The organism is Dechloromonas sp. CZR5, from assembly GCF_008711155.1.
In the GTDB taxonomy this organism is placed as follows: domain Bacteria; phylum Pseudomonadota; class Gammaproteobacteria; order Burkholderiales; family Rhodocyclaceae; genus Azonexus.
The window spans coordinates 34,609-54,465 of record NZ_VUYQ01000013.1 but is presented as its reverse complement, the minus strand read 5'-3'; the positions used below and the strand labels follow the sequence as shown (position 1 = coordinate 54,465).

General features: G+C 65.2%; 17 protein-coding genes and 2 pseudogenes. 10 read left to right on the top strand and 9 right to left on the bottom strand.

Features of this window, described 5'->3' with window-relative positions:
* The 3 genes from F1002_RS19990 to F1002_RS19980 form a co-directional block, all read right to left on the bottom strand.
* On the bottom strand, positions 1-2,311 hold a 2,311-nt coding region (locus F1002_RS19990), incomplete at its 3' end, for an AAA family ATPase (RefSeq protein WP_150430810.1).
* An 86-nt stretch (positions 2,312-2,397) separates the two neighbouring features.
* On the bottom strand, positions 2,398-3,708 hold the full coding sequence (locus tag F1002_RS19985) for a metallophosphoesterase family protein (RefSeq protein WP_150430809.1): 1,311 nt from the start codon (positions 3,706-3,708) through the stop codon (positions 2,398-2,400).
* Entirely contained in the window at positions 3,705-5,015 is a 1,311-nt protein-coding gene (locus F1002_RS19980; protein ID WP_150430808.1) for a hypothetical protein, read from the bottom strand. The genes F1002_RS19985 and F1002_RS19980 overlap by 4 nt, the downstream gene beginning before the upstream one ends.
* Positions 5,016-5,154: 139 nt before the next feature.
* Between F1002_RS19980 and F1002_RS19975 the strand changes: the two are divergent.
* Positions 5,155-5,424, top strand: a pseudogene (locus tag F1002_RS19975) (integration host factor subunit beta); the annotation flags it as partial.
* A gap of 83 nt (positions 5,425-5,507) precedes the next feature.
* Here F1002_RS19975 and F1002_RS19970 read toward each other — a convergent pair.
* The 5 genes from F1002_RS19970 to F1002_RS19950 all read right to left on the bottom strand — a co-directional run bounded on the left by F1002_RS19970 (position 5,508) and on the right by F1002_RS19950 (position 10,141).
* A complete protein-coding gene (locus F1002_RS19970; RefSeq protein WP_150430806.1) occupies positions 5,508-6,716 on the bottom strand; it encodes a DUF1173 domain-containing protein in 1,209 nt (402 codons plus the stop codon).
* A 7-nt stretch (positions 6,717-6,723) separates the two neighbouring features.
* Positions 6,724-7,668 (bottom strand): site-specific integrase, encoded by a 945-nt coding sequence (locus F1002_RS19965; protein ID WP_150430805.1) that lies wholly within the window; start codon positions 7,666-7,668, stop codon positions 6,724-6,726.
* Between the two features lie 257 nt (positions 7,669-7,925).
* Positions 7,926-8,201 (bottom strand): AlpA family transcriptional regulator, encoded by a 276-nt coding sequence (locus F1002_RS19960; protein WP_150430804.1) that lies wholly within the window; start codon positions 8,199-8,201, stop codon positions 7,926-7,928.
* A 667-nt stretch (positions 8,202-8,868) separates the two neighbouring features.
* Positions 8,869-9,228: a helix-turn-helix domain-containing protein gene (locus tag F1002_RS19955; protein WP_150430803.1), complete on the bottom strand. Its 360-nt coding sequence runs from the start codon at positions 9,226-9,228 to the stop codon at positions 8,869-8,871.
* Positions 9,229-9,370: 142 nt separating this feature from the next.
* Positions 9,371-10,141, bottom strand: a complete 771-nt coding sequence (locus F1002_RS19950) for an AcaB family transcriptional regulator (protein WP_150430802.1) — start codon at positions 10,139-10,141, stop codon at positions 9,371-9,373.
* A 610-nt stretch (positions 10,142-10,751) separates the two neighbouring features.
* Here F1002_RS19950 and F1002_RS19945 point away from each other — a divergent pair.
* The 6 genes from F1002_RS19945 to F1002_RS19920 all read left to right on the top strand — a co-directional run bounded on the left by F1002_RS19945 (position 10,752) and on the right by F1002_RS19920 (position 15,962).
* Entirely contained in the window at positions 10,752-11,252 is a 501-nt protein-coding gene (locus F1002_RS19945) for a hypothetical protein (protein ID WP_223879704.1), read from the top strand.
* A 64-nt stretch (positions 11,253-11,316) separates the two neighbouring features.
* Positions 11,317-11,574: a hypothetical protein gene (locus F1002_RS19940; RefSeq protein ID WP_150430800.1), complete on the top strand. Its 258-nt coding sequence runs from the start codon at positions 11,317-11,319 to the stop codon at positions 11,572-11,574.
* 10 nt (positions 11,575-11,584) lie between these two features.
* On the top strand, positions 11,585-11,902 hold the full coding sequence (locus F1002_RS19935; RefSeq protein ID WP_150430799.1) for a hypothetical protein: 318 nt from the start codon (positions 11,585-11,587) through the stop codon (positions 11,900-11,902).
* Between the two features lie 73 nt (positions 11,903-11,975).
* Positions 11,976-13,610: an ATP-binding protein gene (locus F1002_RS19930; protein WP_191090486.1), complete on the top strand. Its 1,635-nt coding sequence runs from the start codon at positions 11,976-11,978 to the stop codon at positions 13,608-13,610.
* Positions 13,597-14,607, top strand: coding sequence for a toprim domain-containing protein (locus tag F1002_RS19925; protein ID WP_150430797.1), 1,011 nt, complete (start codon positions 13,597-13,599; stop codon positions 14,605-14,607). Before F1002_RS19930 ends, F1002_RS19925 begins: the two co-directional genes overlap by 14 nt.
* Positions 14,608-14,897: 290 nt before the next feature.
* The gene (locus tag F1002_RS19920; protein WP_150430796.1) at positions 14,898-15,962 is read left to right on the top strand and encodes a DUF932 domain-containing protein; all 1,065 of its coding nucleotides are present in this window, start codon (positions 14,898-14,900) and stop codon (positions 15,960-15,962) included.
* Positions 15,963-16,373: 411 nt separating this feature from the next.
* On the opposite strand, the pseudogene F1002_RS19915 reads toward F1002_RS19920, so the two are convergent.
* Positions 16,374-17,006: pseudogene (locus tag F1002_RS19915) on the bottom strand (IS1595 family transposase); the annotation flags it as partial.
* Positions 17,007-17,167: 161 nt separating this feature from the next.
* Between F1002_RS19915 and F1002_RS19910 the strand changes: the two are divergent.
* The 3 genes from F1002_RS19910 (at position 17,168) to mobH (ending at position 19,857) form a co-directional block, all read left to right on the top strand.
* On the top strand, positions 17,168-17,467 hold the full coding sequence (locus F1002_RS19910) for a hypothetical protein (protein WP_223879703.1): 300 nt from the start codon (positions 17,168-17,170) through the stop codon (positions 17,465-17,467).
* 12 nt (positions 17,468-17,479) lie between these two features.
* Positions 17,480-18,118: a FlhC family transcriptional regulator gene (locus tag F1002_RS19905; protein WP_150430793.1), complete on the top strand. Its 639-nt coding sequence runs from the start codon at positions 17,480-17,482 to the stop codon at positions 18,116-18,118.
* 80 nt (positions 18,119-18,198) lie between these two features.
* The gene (gene mobH / locus F1002_RS19900; RefSeq protein ID WP_223879702.1) at positions 18,199-19,857 is read left to right on the top strand and encodes a MobH family relaxase; all 1,659 of its coding nucleotides are present in this window, start codon (positions 18,199-18,201) and stop codon (positions 19,855-19,857) included.

Below are 19,857 nucleotides of genomic sequence, written 5' to 3'. Positions count from 1 at the left end.
CTGTGTCATTCTTGAGATTCAGTACGAGACTCGGCATAACCCGGTTCGCGGCATAGTGGATCTCATGCCGAGCTCGGCATGAGATCCAGACCCGTTCGCCGCCACTCATCAGACCGACGCTCTTGCTCTCGCCCGACTCGCCGTCGTGCACGAGGAGGTCGAAGCCTTCCTTCTGCTCGCCCTTGCCGGTCTCCACCAGCGTCTGAAGGGAGACTGTGAAACGAGGGCCGTAGCAGGCCAGCAGGAGCTCATTCGCCAGCCCGGACAAGGCCGGACCGGCATCGTCGATGGCCAGCGCAATCAGGCCGTCGTTGCTCATGCACTTGGCGAACAGGTTCCAGGTACCCAGCTCGGTTTCGACCTTGGCGATGCGGTTGGTCACTTGGGCCTGACGACCGGCCAGGGCCGTTGCCTGCTGCACGAGGGCGCCCAGGGTTTCGGCATCCCGCACTGCGGCCAGATGGGCCTGCTCCGCGGCAATGACCGACTGCGCCGCCTGTTCCATCGTGGTCTGGGCATCGATTAGCCGCTGCCCGTCGTACGGTGCCGGCAAGGCCGCCAGCGCCTGCTTGAGCCGATCCAAAGTGGCACGGTAGTGCTTGGCTTGCTGTTCGTGCTGGGCCGCGATGGCCTGCCGTGCCGCATGAATCTGTTGGCGCTCGGCGGCCTCCTCGGTTGTCTCCGCAGGCGGCTGACCGGCAGCGGCATCCAGTCCCTGGGCGGCCGGCAGTTCCGTCCGCAGTTCCGTCAACTCATGCTCGATCCCGGCCAGTGTGTTCCGCGCCCGCGCCATTTCACCGGCCTGGGCCGCCAGCAGCGCAAACCGCGAGGCCCGCGCCCGGGCAAGGTCGGCCCGGTGCTCGGCCCTGGCCAACGCCTGGGGCGCAGCCTCGAGTTCCTCATGCTGCCGGCACAGGGCGTCCAGTTCCTGCTGTGCCGCCGCCTTCTCGCCCCACAGCCGCTGGATCGTTCCCTGCGCGCTGGGAATCAGAGCCTTGGCGTCCCGCGCATCGCCCAGGAGCTGGCATTGCCCCTGCAGGTCGGTGCCGGCACACGGCACCTCGCCAGTGAGACCGAAGCGCCGCGCCAGTTCCTCAGCCTTGAGCGCCGCTTGGCCGGCCTCGCGTTCGATCCAGGACAACTTCTGCTGGACCATACGCTTCGCCGCTTGGCACTGCGTCAAGCGTTGAACCTGTTGGCGCCATGCCCCGACCTGCGCCGAACGTAGCGACGATACCCGCTCGGCCATGGATAGACGGCACTCGGCATGCCGCACGGCTTGCACACCCGCCAACACGGCGAGGCATTGTCGACGCTGGCTCTGCAACACTTGCCGGCGGTTGCACTCCTGGGCGAGGCGCTGTGCGATACGCTGTTCCAGCCGTTCCAGCCGCTGAACTTCGCCATGGTCCTGGGCCTTCAAAGCTTCGATGACCTGGGTGCCGGCCTGGATCACGGCATGGCATTCGCCCTGAAGTTGCCCCCGGCGCGCCTCCACACCTCGCGACTGCTCGCGTTCGGCCATCAATTGCGCGTGCCGGGTTCGGGCCGACTCCTGGGCGGCCTGGGCCGCTTGGCGCCCCGCAAGGCGCTGCGCGACGCAGGCTTTCGCGCCGTCGAGCCGGCGCCGCTCGGCCTCGATACGCTGCGCTTCCACATCCAGTCCCGCCTGCTCCTGCCGGATCGCCGCAAGGCCGGCCTTGAGCAGGCGGGCCGTTTCGCTCGCCTTCTGGCCCAGCACCCGGATTTCGTCCTGTCCGAGCAAGTCAGCCAGCAAGGTCTTGATCTCGGCATTACGGTAGGCGCTCAGTTGCCGCTTGCCCTGGGCCGAAAACACCGAGGTGAAGAAGGTGTCGGCGCTGCCACAGATGGCTTCGACGCAGCGGGTATACGTGTCCACCTTACCGTCCGATACGGTGCCATCGTCCAGCACCATCGGCTGCCAGGCGCCGTCGTCCGCGAGCCAGAGCAGGAAGGCTTCGGTCTTGCGCCGACCGTTCACGCGGATGACCACCTGCGAGCGATAACTGCGACCGTCGTGGGCCCAAATCAGGTCCTTCTCGTTTTCGGGTAGACAGACGTGGTCGTAGTAGGAGAACCCACCCGGCCCCGCCGCGCCGGCACGTGAGGGCATCGTGAGGTACGGGTGCATGTTGTCCATCACAGTGGTCTTGCCGCGCCCGTTGGCGCCGACGATCGCGACCAGTTCGGCGCCATCGGCCAGTCGCTCGAAGTCGAGGGTCAGGACATCGCGTCCCAGGCCATCGCGAATGCCGCGAAAGCCCTTGAGAGTGAGTGAAAGCGGTTGCATGGCGATACTCCTGCGGGATGACCAGGTCAGTCTCCCGCACGAAAAAGGGTGTGCAAGTCCGTCCCCAAGGACAGGCCCCGGCCAGGTCAAAACGACAGCGCGGGCTCAAGATCGGCCCTGGGGGGCGATAGGGTGACAGCAGTGTCGATGCCTTCCCCGCCATCAGGGACTTCCTGCCCACGCAGCACACGCTCGGCGATGGCCTCCGGTTCCTGGCTTGCCAGCACCTGGAGGCACTCGAGCAAGGGTTCTGCCCGCGCCTCGGTCACCTGTGCCCAGGCCCTTACCTTGTCCGCCAGATTCGCCAGTTGTGAAATCCCCGCCGCCCGCGTGCGCATCACCGGCACGATGCGCCCCTCCAGCTTGGTTTCCGCCGCCCCGTCCAGTAGCCGCTCGATCGCCGCGCGGTCGATCTGATGGCGGTCTTCATCGGCGACGGTCCAGCGCACGCGCACGAACGCGCCGGCGATGTCCTGCTGCGTGACGGCTGTGCGCAGGGCGTCGAGATCGGGTTTGCCCTCGAACACAATATCGACGGTCCGGCACGCGGGCGTGGGCTCCAGGGTGAAGCGCGCCTGGTCGGCGTCGACCTCCCACAACAGGAACCCCTTTTCCCCTTCCTCACCGTAGTGAAAACGGCCGATCGAGCCGGGATAGGCGATGCATTGCCGCCCTGCCCTGCTTTCCTGTTCCCATGCCTGATGCCGGTGGATGTGCCCGAGCATGAAGGCCTGCGTCTCGGCGCCGAACAGGGCACCGGTGGTGAACTCGTGATCGAAGCTGGCCATCGGCACGCCATGTTCGCTCACGCAGCCGAACACTGTGCCATGAGAGACGCCGATGGTCGGCACGCCCTGCCGACGGGCCGCGCGATGGGTCGGGGCGTAGCCGCGCAGCAGCAGGGCCAGATGCTCGCCCACGGCCTGGGCCGCTTCGGCCGCACCGACCGTTGCGGCCACCACCGCCTTGTTCACCGTGGGGATGCAGGAAAACAGGGCACGAGCACCGGCCGGCACCCCATCGAAACACCAACTCGTTGAAGAAAGCCACTCGCCGTGGGCCGCGAGCGCGACCTGCGCGATACGGCTTGCCACATGCACCGGATGCCGTCCGCCCAGCAGCCGGAAGATCGCCAGGGTGCCCGGTGGCTCATGCGAGAATGTCCCTTGCAGCATCAGCACCGGGCAGTGGTCAGCCAGTCGCCGCACCTGCGCGACCAGCCGTTCGGCGGCCGGGGCATGCAAGTCGAGGCCATGATCGGTGGCGTCGCCTGAGATAACTGCCGCCTCGACCCCCAACGCGATGGCCCGGTCGATGGCGGCGCCGAAGCAACGGTCGGCTTCGGCCAGGTTCTTGGTGCCGTAGTGCAGGTCGGAGAAGTGCGCGATGCGGATCATGCCGTCCTCCCCCGCGAGGCCAGTTGCATCTCGCTCTCGATCTTGTCGAGGTAGCCCTGCGGATCGTTGCCGTAGCGTTCCAATTCATTCCAGGCCTGGGCGCGGCCGTTCGGGTTGATCTTCCAGCCCCGGCCCCAGCGCCGATCGGCATACGCTTGGTACCGGTCCGGTGCGATCCCGTAGGCTTGCACACGCGCCAACAGTTGCTCGAAGCTGGGACGACCCTCGCGCAGCGGCGGCGCCGCGTCGGTCGCCGCCACAGTCTGGCTCTCGGCCGCCTCCGGCTGCAGTTGCTCGGCACTCGCCGCCGCCGGACTGCCCTGCAGTACCTGCGTCGCCAGTTGCGCCTGGACCAAGGCCGTCTCGGTGTCTTCGTTCTCGCGCAGCAAGGCCGTCACATCCACCGGCGCCTCCAGGTCGATGATCCACTGTGGCACGCGCACTGCCCTTCCCTGCTCGTCGATGTGGGCCACCTCCATGAGCTTCTTGGTCAGGTAGAACGGCGTGCGTTGCCGGTCGAGGAAACCCGAGATGCGCCCGCCGCGCAGGAAGCCCACGGTCTCGAACTTCTGGATCGCGGCGTTCATCGCATAGAAGCTGTTGGTGTGCAGTTCGAAGGCGCTGATCGACCGTATGCCGGGGATGAAGAACAGGAAGCGCCCGGTCAGGTTGCACTGTCGCTGCTGGTACTCGCGGCAGGCCTCCGGTTCGCAGAGACCGCCGTTATCCTCGCGGACCATGGTCTTGCGCCCACCGAAGAGGCGGATGGTGCGCCGGCCCGTGTCGTCGACCGGCACCGGCGCATGGCATATGCAATGGCGTACCCGGCCATCGGCCGAGTATTGCGACCAATAGTGCTTCTCGTGCGCACCCCAGGCCGCCAACTCGTGGGGCATTACGGTTTGCCAGTAGTCGGAGGGGAACACCACCGGAAAACGGTACAGGCGTCGGCCTTCGCCCCGGTCCTCGCCATAGGCTTCCAGAATGTCCCGGGCGATCTCGGGATTGGGAAAGTCCTGCGCCCGCACGGTGAACCACGGGACGTTGCGCGGCACCAGCGGCGTCTTGAGATCGGGCAGCGCCTCCGTGATGGCGCGCTCTATCTGCTCGAAGGACTGGCCGGCGGCCACGCCCTGCCCGTAGATCGCCTTGGCCTTGGGCTCTCCGGCGGCTTTCTTGGTGAGTACTTTGATGCCGGCGCGGATCTTACCGCCGGTGGGAATGCGGGCCGGGCCTTGCCCCAGCAGGGTTGGTGCCGTGCCACCGCCTTGCACGGCGATCACCGGATGTGCGTTGAGATGAGTCATGACGGCGCTCCTTCATGAACGTCGGGACATTCCGACAATTTCATGCTCTCGCGACTTCCCCTCGCTTCAACCCCCTGCGGAAACACCTACTGCTTATGCATGCTGCTTGGCGGAAAGCAGCCTCAGGTAAAATATCGGCATGACCCGCTCCGAACTCGTCGTTCTGCTTGCTGAACGCTTTCCCCAACTCGTCCAGAAGGATGCCGAGATGGCGGTGGCGGAGATTCTCGGGGCCATCCACGCCGCACTGGTTCACGGTGACCGAGTGGAAATTCGCGGATTCGGCAGTTTCAACCTGAATTACCGTCCTTCCCGCCGGGCCCGCAATCCAAAAACCGGTGAGCCGGTAGCGGTATCGGCGAAATGGGTTCCCTCGTTCAAAGCCGGGAAGGAACTGCGTGAGCGGGTGATGGTGATGGCGACGTCCTCTCCCCAGCGATCGTCCAGGCCTGATCGAGACACGCCATCCGTTTCGCTTTCGCCAACGCCCCTTCAGCGAGAACCTTCCACGCTTTTCAAGGACGGCATCGGCTGATCCGTCCGCCATACCCAGGCATCCTGTTTGGCCGCCGCAGTCGCTTTCTCTTTCGCCGCCCGTTCCTTCGGGTCCATGAAAGCGCTGACGACGTGCAAGGGAACCGGCGCCGGCCCGGCGTCCAGCAGCAGGGCATTCGGGAACGCCGCTGCACTCCGAGCGTCATAGCGGAGCGGCTTGACGAAGCGGCGGTGCTGGGCGACCAGTTCGTCGATCAGGGGCAGTTCATGCACGCCCTCGATGGGAATCCACTGCTCGCTCGTCAGCATCAGACTCACCGCATCGATCTCGTAGGTGTATTCGCGGCGGGCGCGGATCAGCGCGGCCATGACCAGGCGGACCGAGTGGCCGGTATCGGCATCGCGCGCCTCGAACAGCGGAGCGAACCCCCGCTCGATCCGCTCCCAACTCCGGCTGGCGATCAGCAGCGGCGCATCCGGCATGTGCCGAATCCAGATCCTGCAGCCTTGGCTCGTCACCTCGCTGGCCTTGAACTCGCCGATCACGATGGCCAGGGGCGTCTGCCCGTCCTTGGGGCGCAGTACGGCCAGTTTCTCGCGCCGGCGCTGTGCCGCCTCGGCCTTGGCGTTCTCGCTGAACGGTTCTGGCACGTACAAGCGCTCGGCCAGCGGCACGCCCTTGACCATGATCTCCTCGGCCGCCTCCAGCAGGTACTTGCGCAGCACGCCCTGGTTGCGTTTGCCCTCCATGGCCGGGCTCCAGCGATTGAAGCCCGCACGCTCGAACAGGAAGTGCATCAAGGCCCGCAACGTCATCCGCCGCCGTGGCACGCCGATCTCCGCCACCTCTTGGGGTTCGCCGCGCGGCACGCTGCGCCCGAGCACCCGTGTCCAGGGAAAATCCACCCGCAATTCGACCCGGCCTGGTTCCGACTCAAGCACCGCTTCACCGACCAGTTCCCCCAGTCCGGACTGCTGGACCTCCGGCTCGTAGGAGGGGCAGCCCGGATGGTGGGCGTTGCCGCTGTCCGGCATGCGCTTGACCACGAACTGGCGATGCCGCGCCACGTACATCTCCACGCCACCGGGCACGCATAGACATCTCGGCCGCTCGGGCGTCTCGTAGACATGGGCGAGCGCATCCTGCAGTTTCGGATCGTCGGCAGCGATCACGCGGCCCTTGATGGCGAAGCGTTGGGAGTCCATGGCGAGCTCAAATCAACTCATCGAGCAGTTCCGCCAGCGTCGGCTTGGGCCGGGGCAGCAACTCCCGCACCGCGCTGCGCTCGCCGATGCCCAGGATCGCGCCCACCTGATCCTCGTCGGCCCCGCGCTCATACATCCGCGATATCACGGTGAGGCGCGCCGACTGGGTGCTCAACCCCTTGAGTTCGGCGTAACGGAACAACTTGCGGTAGATCTCCAGCAGCGCCCGGCAGACGTAGCGGTTCTGCCCCGGCTCGCCATTGTTGGGCGTGATCTTGTAGGGCTCGCCGCTCGGGGAAAGGAATAGTCGGCTACCCGGGTCCAAGCCACGGTAGACGTCCGGCCCACCCAGGCCATGTTCGCCGGAGAGACGCTCGCGGAAATAGGCAGCCAGCGCATCGTCGAGCCGGCTGCTGCTGAAGTACAGCGGCCGGAGTTTGCCGTTGATCGCCGCGTCGGCACGCAGCTCCGATTCCCTGCACACGCTGCCGTCGGCATGCAGGTAGTCGCGCACCTCGATCCGGGCGATCTCGAGTGGGCGCAGGCCCGTGGCGAACAGCATGTAGTACAGGGCCAGGTCGTGCCAGGTGCGGCTGGTGCGGCCCTTGATGCGCACCGCTCCCTGGGCCACCTCCGCCGCCGACAATACCCGCGCCGGACGGGCGCCAGCCGGTGGCAGGGGCTCGAAGCCTTCCAGCGCGACCAGGATGGCGTCCCGATGCAGGCGCAGCCGCCGCACGAAAGCCGCGCCTTCTTCCTTGAGTCCATCCACGCCCACCACCTGGGTGAGTTGGACGGCGACGGACTTGATGCGCCGCTCGACCGCCGTGCGCGAAACGCCGAAGCGCGCGGCCACCGCCTCGTAGGTCTCACCGCCAATGACGGCACGGAGCATCTCGACCGATTGCAATGCGTTGTCGTGGTACCTGTCGACCTCCTGGTTGTCTTGCATGACTTGCTTCTCCCATCATCTCTCGATCGTCATGAGCCCGAATGTTCGAGCACCGACGCACCCTTAGCCAGGCGAAAACGCCGGGAAAGGCGCGGGATTTCGTCATCAGGCCGAGCGCGCCGCACTCAGTGAAGAACGGGCCAGCCGGACCGATGACCGCAGGCATGACGCACGTGGCGGGTCGGCGCCGACCCGGTCGATACCCGAACGACGCCGCCGCAGCGAGCCGAACCGTTTCCCGCTCATCACCATGCCCGTCACCCGGGCTGGCCTTGCTGCGCGATCCAGCGGCGGATGTCTTCCGCGCGCCAGACGGTCACCCGCTCCGAGAGCTTGACCGGCTCGGGAAAGGTGCGCGCCTGGATGCGCCGCCAGAGCGTCGATTTGGAGATGGGAACGAAGGCCAGCACCTGGGGCTGACGCAGGAAGCCGGTCTCGGGCAGCGTCAGGGTCGAAACCGGAGCGGCAGGCGGAGTCGGAAGAGCGCTGGAAGCCGCCACCTTCGCGGCGGACCTGGTACGGATGTTGGGCATGATCGGGCCTCGTCACGGCGGGTGCCGATAAAGGACATGACCTGCTCTGTTGCGGCCGCGCTAGGTCAGGATGGCGCGGGCCGATAGGGAACGCAGAACTCGACGACATGCCGCCGGCGCCCCGGTCGCGCGGCATGGAAGGATGCGCAAGAAAGTGACTCCCACCGCATGACGGCCAAGGGCGTCCGGGTCGGGAAAGATCAGCCGATCCGCACCGGCACCGCACAGCACGCGCGACAGCGGATCGTCGGGCAACAGGCAGGTATCGACTGCGACGCCGCCACGAGAGCGGTGAGGGTGCCCACGGTGTCAGGTCAGCCTGACGTGGAACCTGTCGATACGATATTGAGGTCCGTGGGCCGACGCAAGACGCCCCGGGACGCGCCAGCCGAAAGGGGCCGCACACGCCAGCGATTGGATATGGCACAGGTACCGAACCCATTCCGGCACGCCATCATCAAGGTTGCCGCTCAGGCGCCGGATCGCGAACAAAGCCGATCCGGCTCAAGCCCGCGTTGGCGGATAGGGCCATGATTTGTGCCCGCGTCTCATCAGGCGCCTTGGTGTCCGCCTGCCAGTCACCCCCCGGTGAGAGTGACTGGAGGGTTTCACGCACGACATTTCGGGGCCGTGCGGCCCGTGCTCCCCCTGTGGGTGGAAATATTGACTATTTCGAGCGGTTGCCCAAGTACTCACAACAATTCCGCACGACCGTCATAACGAATGCCCGATCATCAGGCCCCAGTTCGGAGATCCATGCGCCAAAGGTCGCCGCTTCGCTGGCCTCTTCGGGCCCTTCCTTCGATAACAGGTCGCCCGCAGCACATTGGAGCGCCACCGCAAGCCTGTCCAGTGTCGGCAGGGACGGCAGATGAGCTCCGCGCTCGATGCGCGAGATGGTTTCGGCATCGACGCCGACCCGCTCCGCGACCATCTCCTGTGTCCATCCCAGCTGTTTGCGCCGCCCGGACAGGTTGCCCCCCAGTCGCTTCGCCAGACGGGCGGATTCTTTCTTCTTGACCGCCATCGTGTTGTCCTTTCACTCAACAAGAATGACGGTCACTGGACTATCGAAACAGGGGTTCTTATGTGGTTTTGATTATCATCATCCTTGTTGAGATCAGGGCACGCATGACAAACGGGTCGCGATCGGATTGCGGCAATCGACGCTAATCACCAACTGAAGGCACCGTGCTTTGCAGGGCTTCCACTAGCCGTACATCGGCGTCCACCTCCGTCGAGACAACGGCCAGATCGCCTTCCGACCCGGGCGTGTCCGCGCCATTCACTACGCTCACGGCGACGGCCTCTTGCCGGCTTCCTTCGCTACGGCTGTCGCCACTGCGTGCGTCCATGGCGTTCATCCGCCGCCGCAGGCCCATCGCAAAGTTCCGTGCGCCATTGGCGACGTCGCGCACCTGCCGCTTGAGAGTTGCACGCTGGACGTCCACCGCCTGGGTGGTGATCACTTCGTGAATCTCGAGGGTCTGCAGCAAGGGCATCAGTTGGTCGAGTTTGCCCAACACCTCCAGGAAGCGTCGCCCGATCGACGACAGCACATGGACGTCCACATCCAGGGGCACGGTGTCGTAGGTCGCCGTGCTGGTAATGCCATGGACCTTGAATAGCGCTTCGGCAGCGTCGATGGCTTTATTGAGGTTCTCGGTCACTGTGTCCATCTGGGCTCGAATGGCCTCCTCGACCTTGGCGACGTCCTCGTGGTCGAGCCTCGTGCGAGCGATCACCGAGATGAAGTGAGTGTTGAGCTGCAGCGTGTTGAACAGCCGCGCGAAGAAGCGCTTGCCCTCGGCGCTGGTAAAGCGCGTCGGCATCTTCAGGCTGGCCGCCTCGACGCGTCGGAAGTCGGCCTTGGCCTCCTTGGCGAGAATGCGGGCGTTGACGGCCCCCTGGTCTACCTTGACGATCTGGATCTCCGACATGCCGTGCTCCTCGAAATACCGCGTTCGGAGCGATCTTCCGTGCCGGCATATACATTCGCCACCGGAAATGGCCGTGGCCTGAGGGGGCTTTCGGCATCGGGCCCAATTCGGGCAGGTTTTCGGGATTGAATCGGTAATCCGGCACCACTACCTTGACGTCATGCAGCAGCTGGCCCTGCATTCAAACAAGGCAAGCCCTGGAGTTCTCTGTCTGTCGCGTATGCCATCGGCTTTACCGCTGCCGCGTGCGCCGATCTTGCCGGCACCGATTAGGGTGCCTTTCGCACCCATCCCATCGAGGCAAGTTTTCGAGGCAGGGGCGAGGCGCTTCCCATTGACTCAGTAAACGCCCCTCCCCCGAAAGCCTTCCTCGATCGGTAGCTGGCATACCGGTCACCGCGGTTCTCACCGCCCGTTCAAGCCAGCCCTTGAGCATCTTCCCATAGCGCCGTTCCGCCCGTAGCGGGCCGGCAGTTTCTCACCCCACGGGGGCATATGCCCCTGTCGTGGTGCGCGTTGCCTCCAATTTTTCCTGGAGTCAACGATGCTGAATCAGAGCGTATCCCCCGGAGTTTCCCGTCCCACGCCCGTGGGCCCGGTTTTGCCGCCCATGGCAGCCACCTCGCGTCACCGTCCGGCGGCGATCCCCGATCGTGCAACGCTGGACGCTTTGCTCGACGGCGAGGATGCCCCTGTCGAATGGAGCGAGGAAGACATCGTCTTCCTGCATTGGCGCTTGCTGCAGGAGGTCAGCTATCTGGCCGACCCCACGACGCCGCTGGAAGAAAAGTTCGACACCCTGCGCTGGGTGTTCAGCGAGCGGGAGAAGGACGGCATGCCGTTCTCCTTCGTGAGTTGCCTGCGTGTCGTCGGCTGCAGTCCGCTGTCGCCGATCGCTTACTGCGGTCTGGTCGACGCGGAGGATGTGCGCGACCGCATCCGCCACGGCCTGAGGGCTTGGCTCGATGTCTCGCTCGAGCGCTACCCCGAGTGGGTGCGCGATGCCGTCGTCCACCACCCCGAATGGGTCGAGGCCCGGCTCGCCAAGAACCCCCAGTGGATCAACGAGCAAATCAAACGCATGGCCGTGCAGGGCGACCTGTTCGCCTGACGCCATCTTCCATTTTTTGGGCTTGTCGCCAACGCGAAAGCCCCACCCCTTTCAAGGAGTCGTCATGTCCACTTTCAAGGATGTCCTGTGCCTGATGGCGATCTTCGTCGCCTACGGCATCGTGGGACGCCTGGATTATGAAGACGCGGTACGGCTGGAACAGATCCGGCGGGAACGGCTGCACGCCGATTGCCTGACGGCGACGCCGGCGGACCGCGAGGCCTTGGCGCGGATCAACGATCTGCCCTTCGAGCCATTCACCCGACGTACGGACGGGGGCGCGCCCGAAGACGGGCAGCCCTGCACGCCGCGCGTGCTCTGAGGAGGTCGCCATGCACACCCAAACGCGCATCGCGCACGACGCCCCATCCCTGCTGACCGTCCAGGCGCCGGAGGACATCGAGTTCCTGGTCAAGGAAAGCGAAGTCCTCACCGGCCGGGCCGGCCGCACCTTCGTCATCGCCGGCGCCGACTGGCTGGCCTACCGGGTGCATTGGCATCCGATCGGCCTGAAGGTCGAGCGGCTCGATGCAAAGGGCCGAGTCCTGAGCACCCAGCACCTGCTGCCCCGGGAGTTCCTCGGCCACAGCCTGATCGAGGCCTTGGCCGCCGGGCAGTTATTCACCCCACCGGTCCGCTACGTCGGCTGACCGATCGTTCTTTTCCCCCTTGGCGGGTCCGACCCGCCAGGGCCGGGTGCCGCCTGCACTCATGGAGCACATCATGCAGATACAGGTTCGAATCAACGAGGAAGGCGCGCTGCGCAACCAGCGCTATGCCTTCACCGACCGCTTCACGCTCGTCTCCGAGCTGTTGCAGAACGCCCGCCGCGCCGGCGCGATGCGCATCGAAATCCATTACGACGCCAGTGCGCAGGTGCTGAAGGTGGAAGACGATGGCCGAGGCCTCGACGACTTTCAGAAGCTCCTGAGCTTCCACGAGTCGGGCTGGGATGCGGCGACCAGTGCCGAGGAGCGCCCTTTCGGAGTGGGCTTCTCGAAGTGCCTGTATGCCGCCACGCGTTGTATCGTCGCCTCAAAGCATCAGCGGATCGATATCGACACCGCGGCGGCACTGGCCAAGGCGTCCATCGAGGTGGAATCCATCGCCGAGGCTGTTGCCGGCACACGGATCGAACTGCACGGTGTCGACCTGCCCGACCTGGGCAATCGCATCGAGACCTTGTGCCTGGGTTTTCCGGTGGCGGTGCTGTTCAACGGCAAGCCGCTGACGCGGCGCTTTGCCGCCGCGAACCTGGCGACGATGGCCAGCCCGATGGGCGCGGTCCATCTCGCCGGTACGCGGGACGGCCGGCACAGCCACGACACGATGGTCTTCCTGCAAGGCTTCTGCGTCATGAAGCCGAGCTACTGCCCGGACGACCGCGTCAATGTCGTGCACCTGGATTCGCGCCAGTTCATGGCGCACCTGCCGGATCGCGACAAGCTGATCGATGAGGATGTGCAGGGCAAGCGCATCGACGCCGAGTTGAAGGCCTGCTGGCGCCAAACCCTGGAGCTCGCCAAGACTCAGCTTCCCCCCGAACGCTTCGTCGAAACGTATTACGCGGCGATGCGGGCCTGGGGACAGTTGGACCTGCTGAACGACCTCGATGTCCTACCGGCTGAGATGTTCGAGGAGATCGTCGACTACCCGATCCAGCAGGACAGCGGCGACCGCGACTATGTCCGGCAAGTCACTGTGGCGCCCTCCCGACTAGCCATTGAAAGTGGCGCGGTGACTTTGGTGTCCCTCGACTGGGTGGGCGACGACAACGCGGCCCGCTGGATGCTGGCCCGGGCCAAGGGTTATCTGGTCTTCGACTGGCTCGGCCTGCATCTTGACCACTGGGCGTTGCGCCGTGTGCGCTTCCTGGAGGAAGAAGCAGTAGAGGTCGAAGCGGTGTCCGAACAGCTTCGCGTCCAGTTGGAAGGGCGCTGGGTATGGCCGACCGTGATCCTGTGCGAGGCCGTGCGCCTGCGCGCCGGCAACGAGGAGGCCGACATCACCGACATGGGTGTCTGCCACGAGGATGTCTTGTACATCCCAGCCGGCGAGACTTCCGGCGAGCCAGTACGTCAGGCCTCGTCCTTCATGGACGAGAACGACCAATTCCTGGAGTCGGATCTCAATGCCGACCGCGACGCGCTGGCGGACCTCATCCGTCGCCTGCGTTCGGTCGATCCGGTGCAGACGCTGGACTCGCTGCTGCAGGAATTGCGGCTGGGCCGGTATCCCCTGCTGCATGGCAAGGCATTCCAGGTCACCGTGGGGGTGGGTGCTGCGCCCGGCCATTCGGTGGCCTTGGTCGCCGAAGCGGGTTCTGCCAACACGGGAGCTTGCCATGCAGGATCGTGAGTACGCGGCCCGCATCGAAGCGGTCAAGCAGCGTGCCCATGGCCTGTGGACGGAAATCCTGGCGAGCTTGGGCGTGGATGAACGCATCCTCAAGCGGCGCAACCTGCCTTGCCCGTTGTGCGGTGGCACGGATCGGTTCCAGTACACCGACAAGTTCGGCGAGGGGAACTACCACTGCCGCCAATGCGGCCCGGGTGGCGGCTTCAAGTTGCTCCAGGCGGTCCTGGGGGTGGACTTCAACACTGCGCTGCGTGACGTCGAGCGCTGCCTGGGGATGATGCCGGTGACGGCACCGTCCCGAAGCTGCGAGCCTTCGGCCGAGCGCATGAAGAAGCTGGCCCAGCGCATCTGGAACGAAGCCCGGCCGGTGACGGTGGGCGACGAAGTCGATCGCTACCTGAGCGGACGGGGTCTCGCCCTGCCGGTGTACCCGAAGGTGCTGCGCTTCCACCCTGCCCTCGGCTATTACCAGAAGGATGCCGGCGGCAAATCACGCAAGGTGGCGGAATACCCGGCGATGTTGGCCTGCATTCAGGGTGCCGACGGCCACGCCGTGACGCTGCACCGGACCTATCTGCGGGACGGCGGCAAGCTCGCGGCGCTCGATGCGAAAAAGGTGCTCTCGGCCGGGATCAATGGCGCCGCGGTCCGCTTGTTCGATGCGACCGAGGAACTGGCGATCAGCGAAGGTATCGAGACCGGCCTCGCTCTGCATCTGGCGACCGGCAAGCCGGTCTGGGCCGGCCTCAACGCCGGCAACCTGGAGAAGCTGTGGCTGCCCGACATGGTGCGCAACGTTTGCATCTATGCCGACAACGACGCCGATGGCGACTTCGCCGGCCAGGCCTTCGCGTTCGCGCTGGCGCGCCGGTTGAAGCGGGAAGAGAAAACGACCGGTCGGCGGCAGGTGCGGGTGTTCCTGCCCAAGCATGCCGGCACCGATTGGGCCGATGTCTGGCGCCAACGCCTGGAAGCCCAGGCGCCGCGTGCGGCATGAATGTTTGATGAGGGGTGCGGCCGGTCGGCTGCACCCGCCTTTTCAGCGGCACTGCATCAGGCGGTGGCGGTGAAAAGGCCTCCTCATTTTCGTTTTGGTTTGCCCCACTGGTAGTTGTCACACCAGGCGGCGCCCCCACGGCACCGCAAAGACAGCCCTGGAGTTCCGGCGCGATTTCTCGCGCTCTTTCTGGACCGGCAACCGCCGGTCCGTCATCGACCCTGGCGGGGATGCGCATCCCCTGAGGGGTGATGCCGTCTCCGCTTTTCTTTTCCGACAAGGAGATTGCTATGAAAAACGGACGTTCTCTCGTCAGCCTGGCCCAGGAACTGGAGCGCCAGCTGCAATCGAAGAAGGACTTGATCGTGCCGTCGACGCTGGTGCGCCATGCCACCGACGATCTGGGGGGCACCCGACTCGTCATCGAGGAAGGCGGCAGCCCGGTGCACTACGGTGTCACCCCGCTGGCGCGCCGCCAGTTGGCTGACAAGCTGAAGATCCCGTATGCCTATTTCGAGCGCATGCGCGAAGACCAGCCGGCCCTGCTCGATCGCAACGTGAACACCTGGCTGCAAAGCGAGGAAGAGCGGCGCATGCTGCGCACCCTGGACGGTCAGGTGCGTGCCGTATTGTCGGATCGCTATCGCCGCCTGGACAACTTCGACCTGGCCGAGAGCGTGCTGCCCATCCTGCAGCAGCTGCCCGAGGTACGCTTCGAGTCGGTCGAACTGACCGAGACGAAGATGTACCTGAAGTGCATCACGCCACGCCTGAAGTACGAGATGGCGCCCGGCGATGTGGTTCAGGCCGGGGTCGTGATCTCGAACTCGGAGGTCGGCCAGGGGACGCTGTCGGTGCAGCCGCTGCTGTTCCGGCTGGTGTGCAGCAACGGCTTGATCGCTGCCGACCGCTCGCTGCGCAAGACCCACGTGGGACGCGCGCTCGGGGGCGAGGATGAACGCATCCAGGTGTACCAGGACGACACCTTGCGCGCCGACGACAAAGCCTTCTTCCTCAAGGTGCGCGACGTCTTGCAGGCGGCAGTGTCGGAGGCAACCTTTCGCCAGACGGCGCAGAAGCTGCAGAAGACGCTTGCCATCCCGCTGGTGGGCGACCCGGTGAAGACGGTCGAGGTGCTGGCCCAGCGCTACACGCTGAACGACAGCGAGCGCGCCGGTGTGCTGCGGCACCTGATCGCAGAAGGTCAGCTCTCGGGCTACGGCCTGGTCAATGCGGTGACGCATTACAGCCAGGAGGTCGAGGACTACGACCGCGCGACGGAGTTCGAAGCGCTGGGCGGCCGGCTGATCGACTTGCCGGCTCATGAGTGGAAGGGGTTGGCGGAAGCGGCCTGATCCCATAGATCGCTGAAAGCCGGCCGGGGCGATTGCCCCGGCCGGCTTTAGGCTATCCCAATACCAGGATGCCGAGGACGTGCTGCCCAGCATGACATCGAGTGGCAGCGGCCCCTCCACCGGCGCAGCAGGCCGGCGATCGCGCTGAGTCGCCGCGTCGGCTGCACCGCCGGTCTTGGTCTGATTCGTTGGAATCGTCGCCCCAAACTATGCCTTATCGATATGCCGAACAATCCTCCCTGCGGCGGCTATTCCCCAAGCAACAGATTCTGTCGGACCTTACGTGTGGCAAAAGGATCGCCCTCCAGATTTTTGAACAAATGTACCTGCCATAACACAATACCAATAACTATGCTGCTTCTTACTGTCGTAACCCAATCATCATGACGGGTCGCTCATAAAACTTTTTGATTAGCCACAATGTTCAGCCGCCCTCAAGAATCGCTCTGGACGCGGCGGCGTGACCACAGCCGCGACGAGCAGACGCTTCAGGATGGACGACAAATCGAAGCGACGATTGAAACGATATTGGACCTCGGCAAGATAGCGATGGGCGTACTTGGCAAAGTCGAAGGCGTGGTAGGTGCCCGAGTAGGCGGTCTTCAGATTGCCCAGGAAGGTATTGACGGCGCGGAACTGCTCCAGCTTGACGCAGGCCGGGCCGCCGCCGGTGACGGTGCGCTCGTGCGTCGCCCCCGCAGCGGTGACCGCCTGAAAGCACCACAGGCCGTCCGAGACCACGTGCGCCGAAGCGGCCAGTGTCGCCTTCGCCCATTCGGCAATCGCTTCCTTGGTGAATTCCAGTTTCTTCAGGCAGACCGTCAGCGGCCCTCCCGTTTCCGTTGTCTGCACCGCGGCGATGAACGACACCTTGTTCTCCGAACCCCGCCCGCTCTTGCCGCCAGGCAGTTCGCCACCCAAGTAGGCGTCGTCGATCTCGACCCGCCCATCCAACTGACGCGACGCTTCCCGCTCGCTCATGACTTGCATCAACTTGTGCTTGAGCAACCAGGCGGTCTTGTAGCGCACGCCCAAGTGGCCCTTATTGATTCCCATCGCGCATCTCCTTCGCTCAAGATGCGCCCATTCTTTACCCTGCCAGGCTCACCAGATGAGCCTGCTGAACTTTGTAGCTAATCAGGTAAAACTTTCCGCCTTCGATGCTCAGACACCCGTTTCACCATGACCAACTGGAGAACATGACCATGAGTTGCGTGACGCTTACCGATGCCGAATGGATCAACCTGAACGTGCTCGTCGTCATACGCGCAGGTCTTCAGTATGACATGGCTTCGACCTGCTGTAGGTACGGGCTCAATACGGAGCAAGCCAACTATCTCCGGAGCTTGAGCCTCGACGATCTGTGGTCCCTGGTGATCCACGTCGGCGACACGACCCTGTTCCCGCCGCGCGCCGACCTGGTGACGCTCTTGAGCGCGCCGCGGCCCCTGGCAGGCCCCATGGCACTCGTTCATCCACCCAAGCCCTTGGAAGGCCGGCGGTAGGAACCGTTATCCATGCCGACGCGCGGCGACCGGCACCTGCGCGCCATGCAGCTAGCGAAGCAATTGGCGGCGCTCGGCGCACGGCTGAAGACGATCCACCTCATCACCGGCATCCCGCCGCGGCAGGTGCAGTCTCTCTTCTTCCCCGATCCCCGATCCATCCCCCGTGGACGCGCCCCCGATTCGGCCGAGTGGTACCACGGCGCCAACCTCATTCTGCGTAGCGACGCCTGCCTCATTGGTGCCAGATACCGCCAGTTGCGCAACCAGGGGCTCGCGGCTGGCGAAGCCCTGGTCTTCGCCTACCGCGCCTACCAGGCTGCCACGCTCCCGCCTTACCGCATCAGCCTGGACCGGGCCTTCAACCTCGTCTCCTATATCGATGGCATCTGGCTGACCAATGCACCAGCGCTGTCCGTGCTGACCTGCTCCCAGTGCGGCTGCGAGTTCCTTGCCGCGGTCGGCACCGTGGCACACCCCGGCGAGGCTTGCCCCTTCTGCAAGCTGCTGGAACGCTTTCACCTGGACCATCGCATCCAAGCGTCCTACCCGGCTCGCCCCACCCTCGACATGACCGAGCGCCAGATGGGCATGCTCGCGCTCTTTCACATGCTGAGCCCCGCGGCCGAAGGCGATACCCCTTCTGAATAGGCTCCATTTCTGCGGGACGGGCAAGGTAGCCGACACCGAGAATGGCCACTGCGCATTCTCGCCGGAATTGCAGTACCGCCATGCCCGTCACGCCAACGCATGTCACTTCCTACCCCGCCTCCGACCCAGGGTTCGCCGCCGTGCCGGTCGATGATCTGCTGGCCGGCGAAGCAGACCTGATCGCACGCATCAAACTCTGTTACGGCATCGACCGAGACAGCTTTGAGCGCGACGTGTTGGCGCTGGTGCGCCGCTATGCCGCCTGCGTACATCTGCTGCCGGCGACTGCCGACAACTACTTCAGCAAGCCCGGCGGGCTCCTGCGGCTCGGCCTGGAGACCGCCTTCTTCAGCCTGCAAGGCACCGACGCGCATATCTTCTCGGGGCGAATGAGCATCTCGGCACGTCGCCAGCTCGAGCCCCGCTGGCGCCATGCGACCTTCATCGCCGGGCTGTGTTGCGAATTGCACCGGCTGATGAGCCATATCAGCGTCACCGATGCCGCCGGCGAGGCGTGGCCGGCCTTCCTGCGGCCGCTGGCCGACTGGCTGGCAACCCGGGGCAGCGAGCGCTATTTCCTGCGCTGGCGGCCCCAAGCCGTCGAGGCGCGCGGCCTGGGCCTGTTCGCCCTGCCCCATGTGGTGCCGCCCGCGGTGATGGCCGACCTCTCCGAGGGCAACGCAGTCATCGTGCCGCATCTGCTGGCCAGTATCGGCGGCATTCCGGTCTATCGCGACCACAACATCCTCGACGAACTGGTCCGCCGCTCGCTGGCGCTAGTCATCGACCGCAACCTGGCCGCCAGCGCCGACCGCTACGGTTCGCCGCAATACGGCTCGCACCTGGAGCGCTACCTGGTCGACGCCCTGCGGCGGCTCACCAGCGGCAACTCGGCCTGGATAGCCAACCGCGAGAAATCGCGCCTGTGGTTCGGACAGGACGGTCTGTTCCTGGTCTGGCCTGGCGCCGCCGAGGATATCCACCAACTACTCGAAGCGGACCAACTGACCGGCATCCCCAAGGCGCCCGAGACCATGCTGGAACTGCTACTGGCCGCTGGCGTGTTCGAAGCGGCAGCAGCGGGCCGCGCGACTTGGTCCATCCAGCCGCCCGGCGCCAAGGCCCCGCTGGAAGCCGTCAAGCTCTCGGCCCCGGCCATTCTCCTCGCGGGAATCGAACCGCCCCCCGTCGCCTTGCCCCAGGCACTGGAATTCAAGCCGGCGCCGGCGTCTGCGCCAGTTGCGCCGCAGACCCCTGCTCCCGGGCCACCGCTGGCACCCCTGAAGAGCGACACCCAGTTGTCGCTCACTCCGCCGCCCGAGAAGCCCGCCGAGTGTGACGTCCACGTGACGTCGGTCGAGGAAACACCCGAATCACTCTCGCTGGAACCGGCGACATTCACATTGCAAGCCCCGATGCGTCTGAACCCGGTCGTTCGCGACGCCCTGGCCGATGCCGTTCGCACGCTGAACGATGGCATGGGTCCGCCCACCGTGTGCACCGTCGCCCAGGGAGTATTCGTACCGCTGGAGGAATTCGGGCGGCGCGGCGTCCAGCCATCCCTCGCCATGCGTGCCCTCACCGAGGCGAACCTGCTGGTGAAACCAAACCGCAACGGCCCGCCGACGCTCTCGCGCGAATTCAACGGCAACCCCACCGTCGGCATCGTGCTGGACCCACGCTGCGTGAGCGGACTCGATCTGGCGGGCTTTGCCGCGCCACCGGCGGAGGGAAGCTGA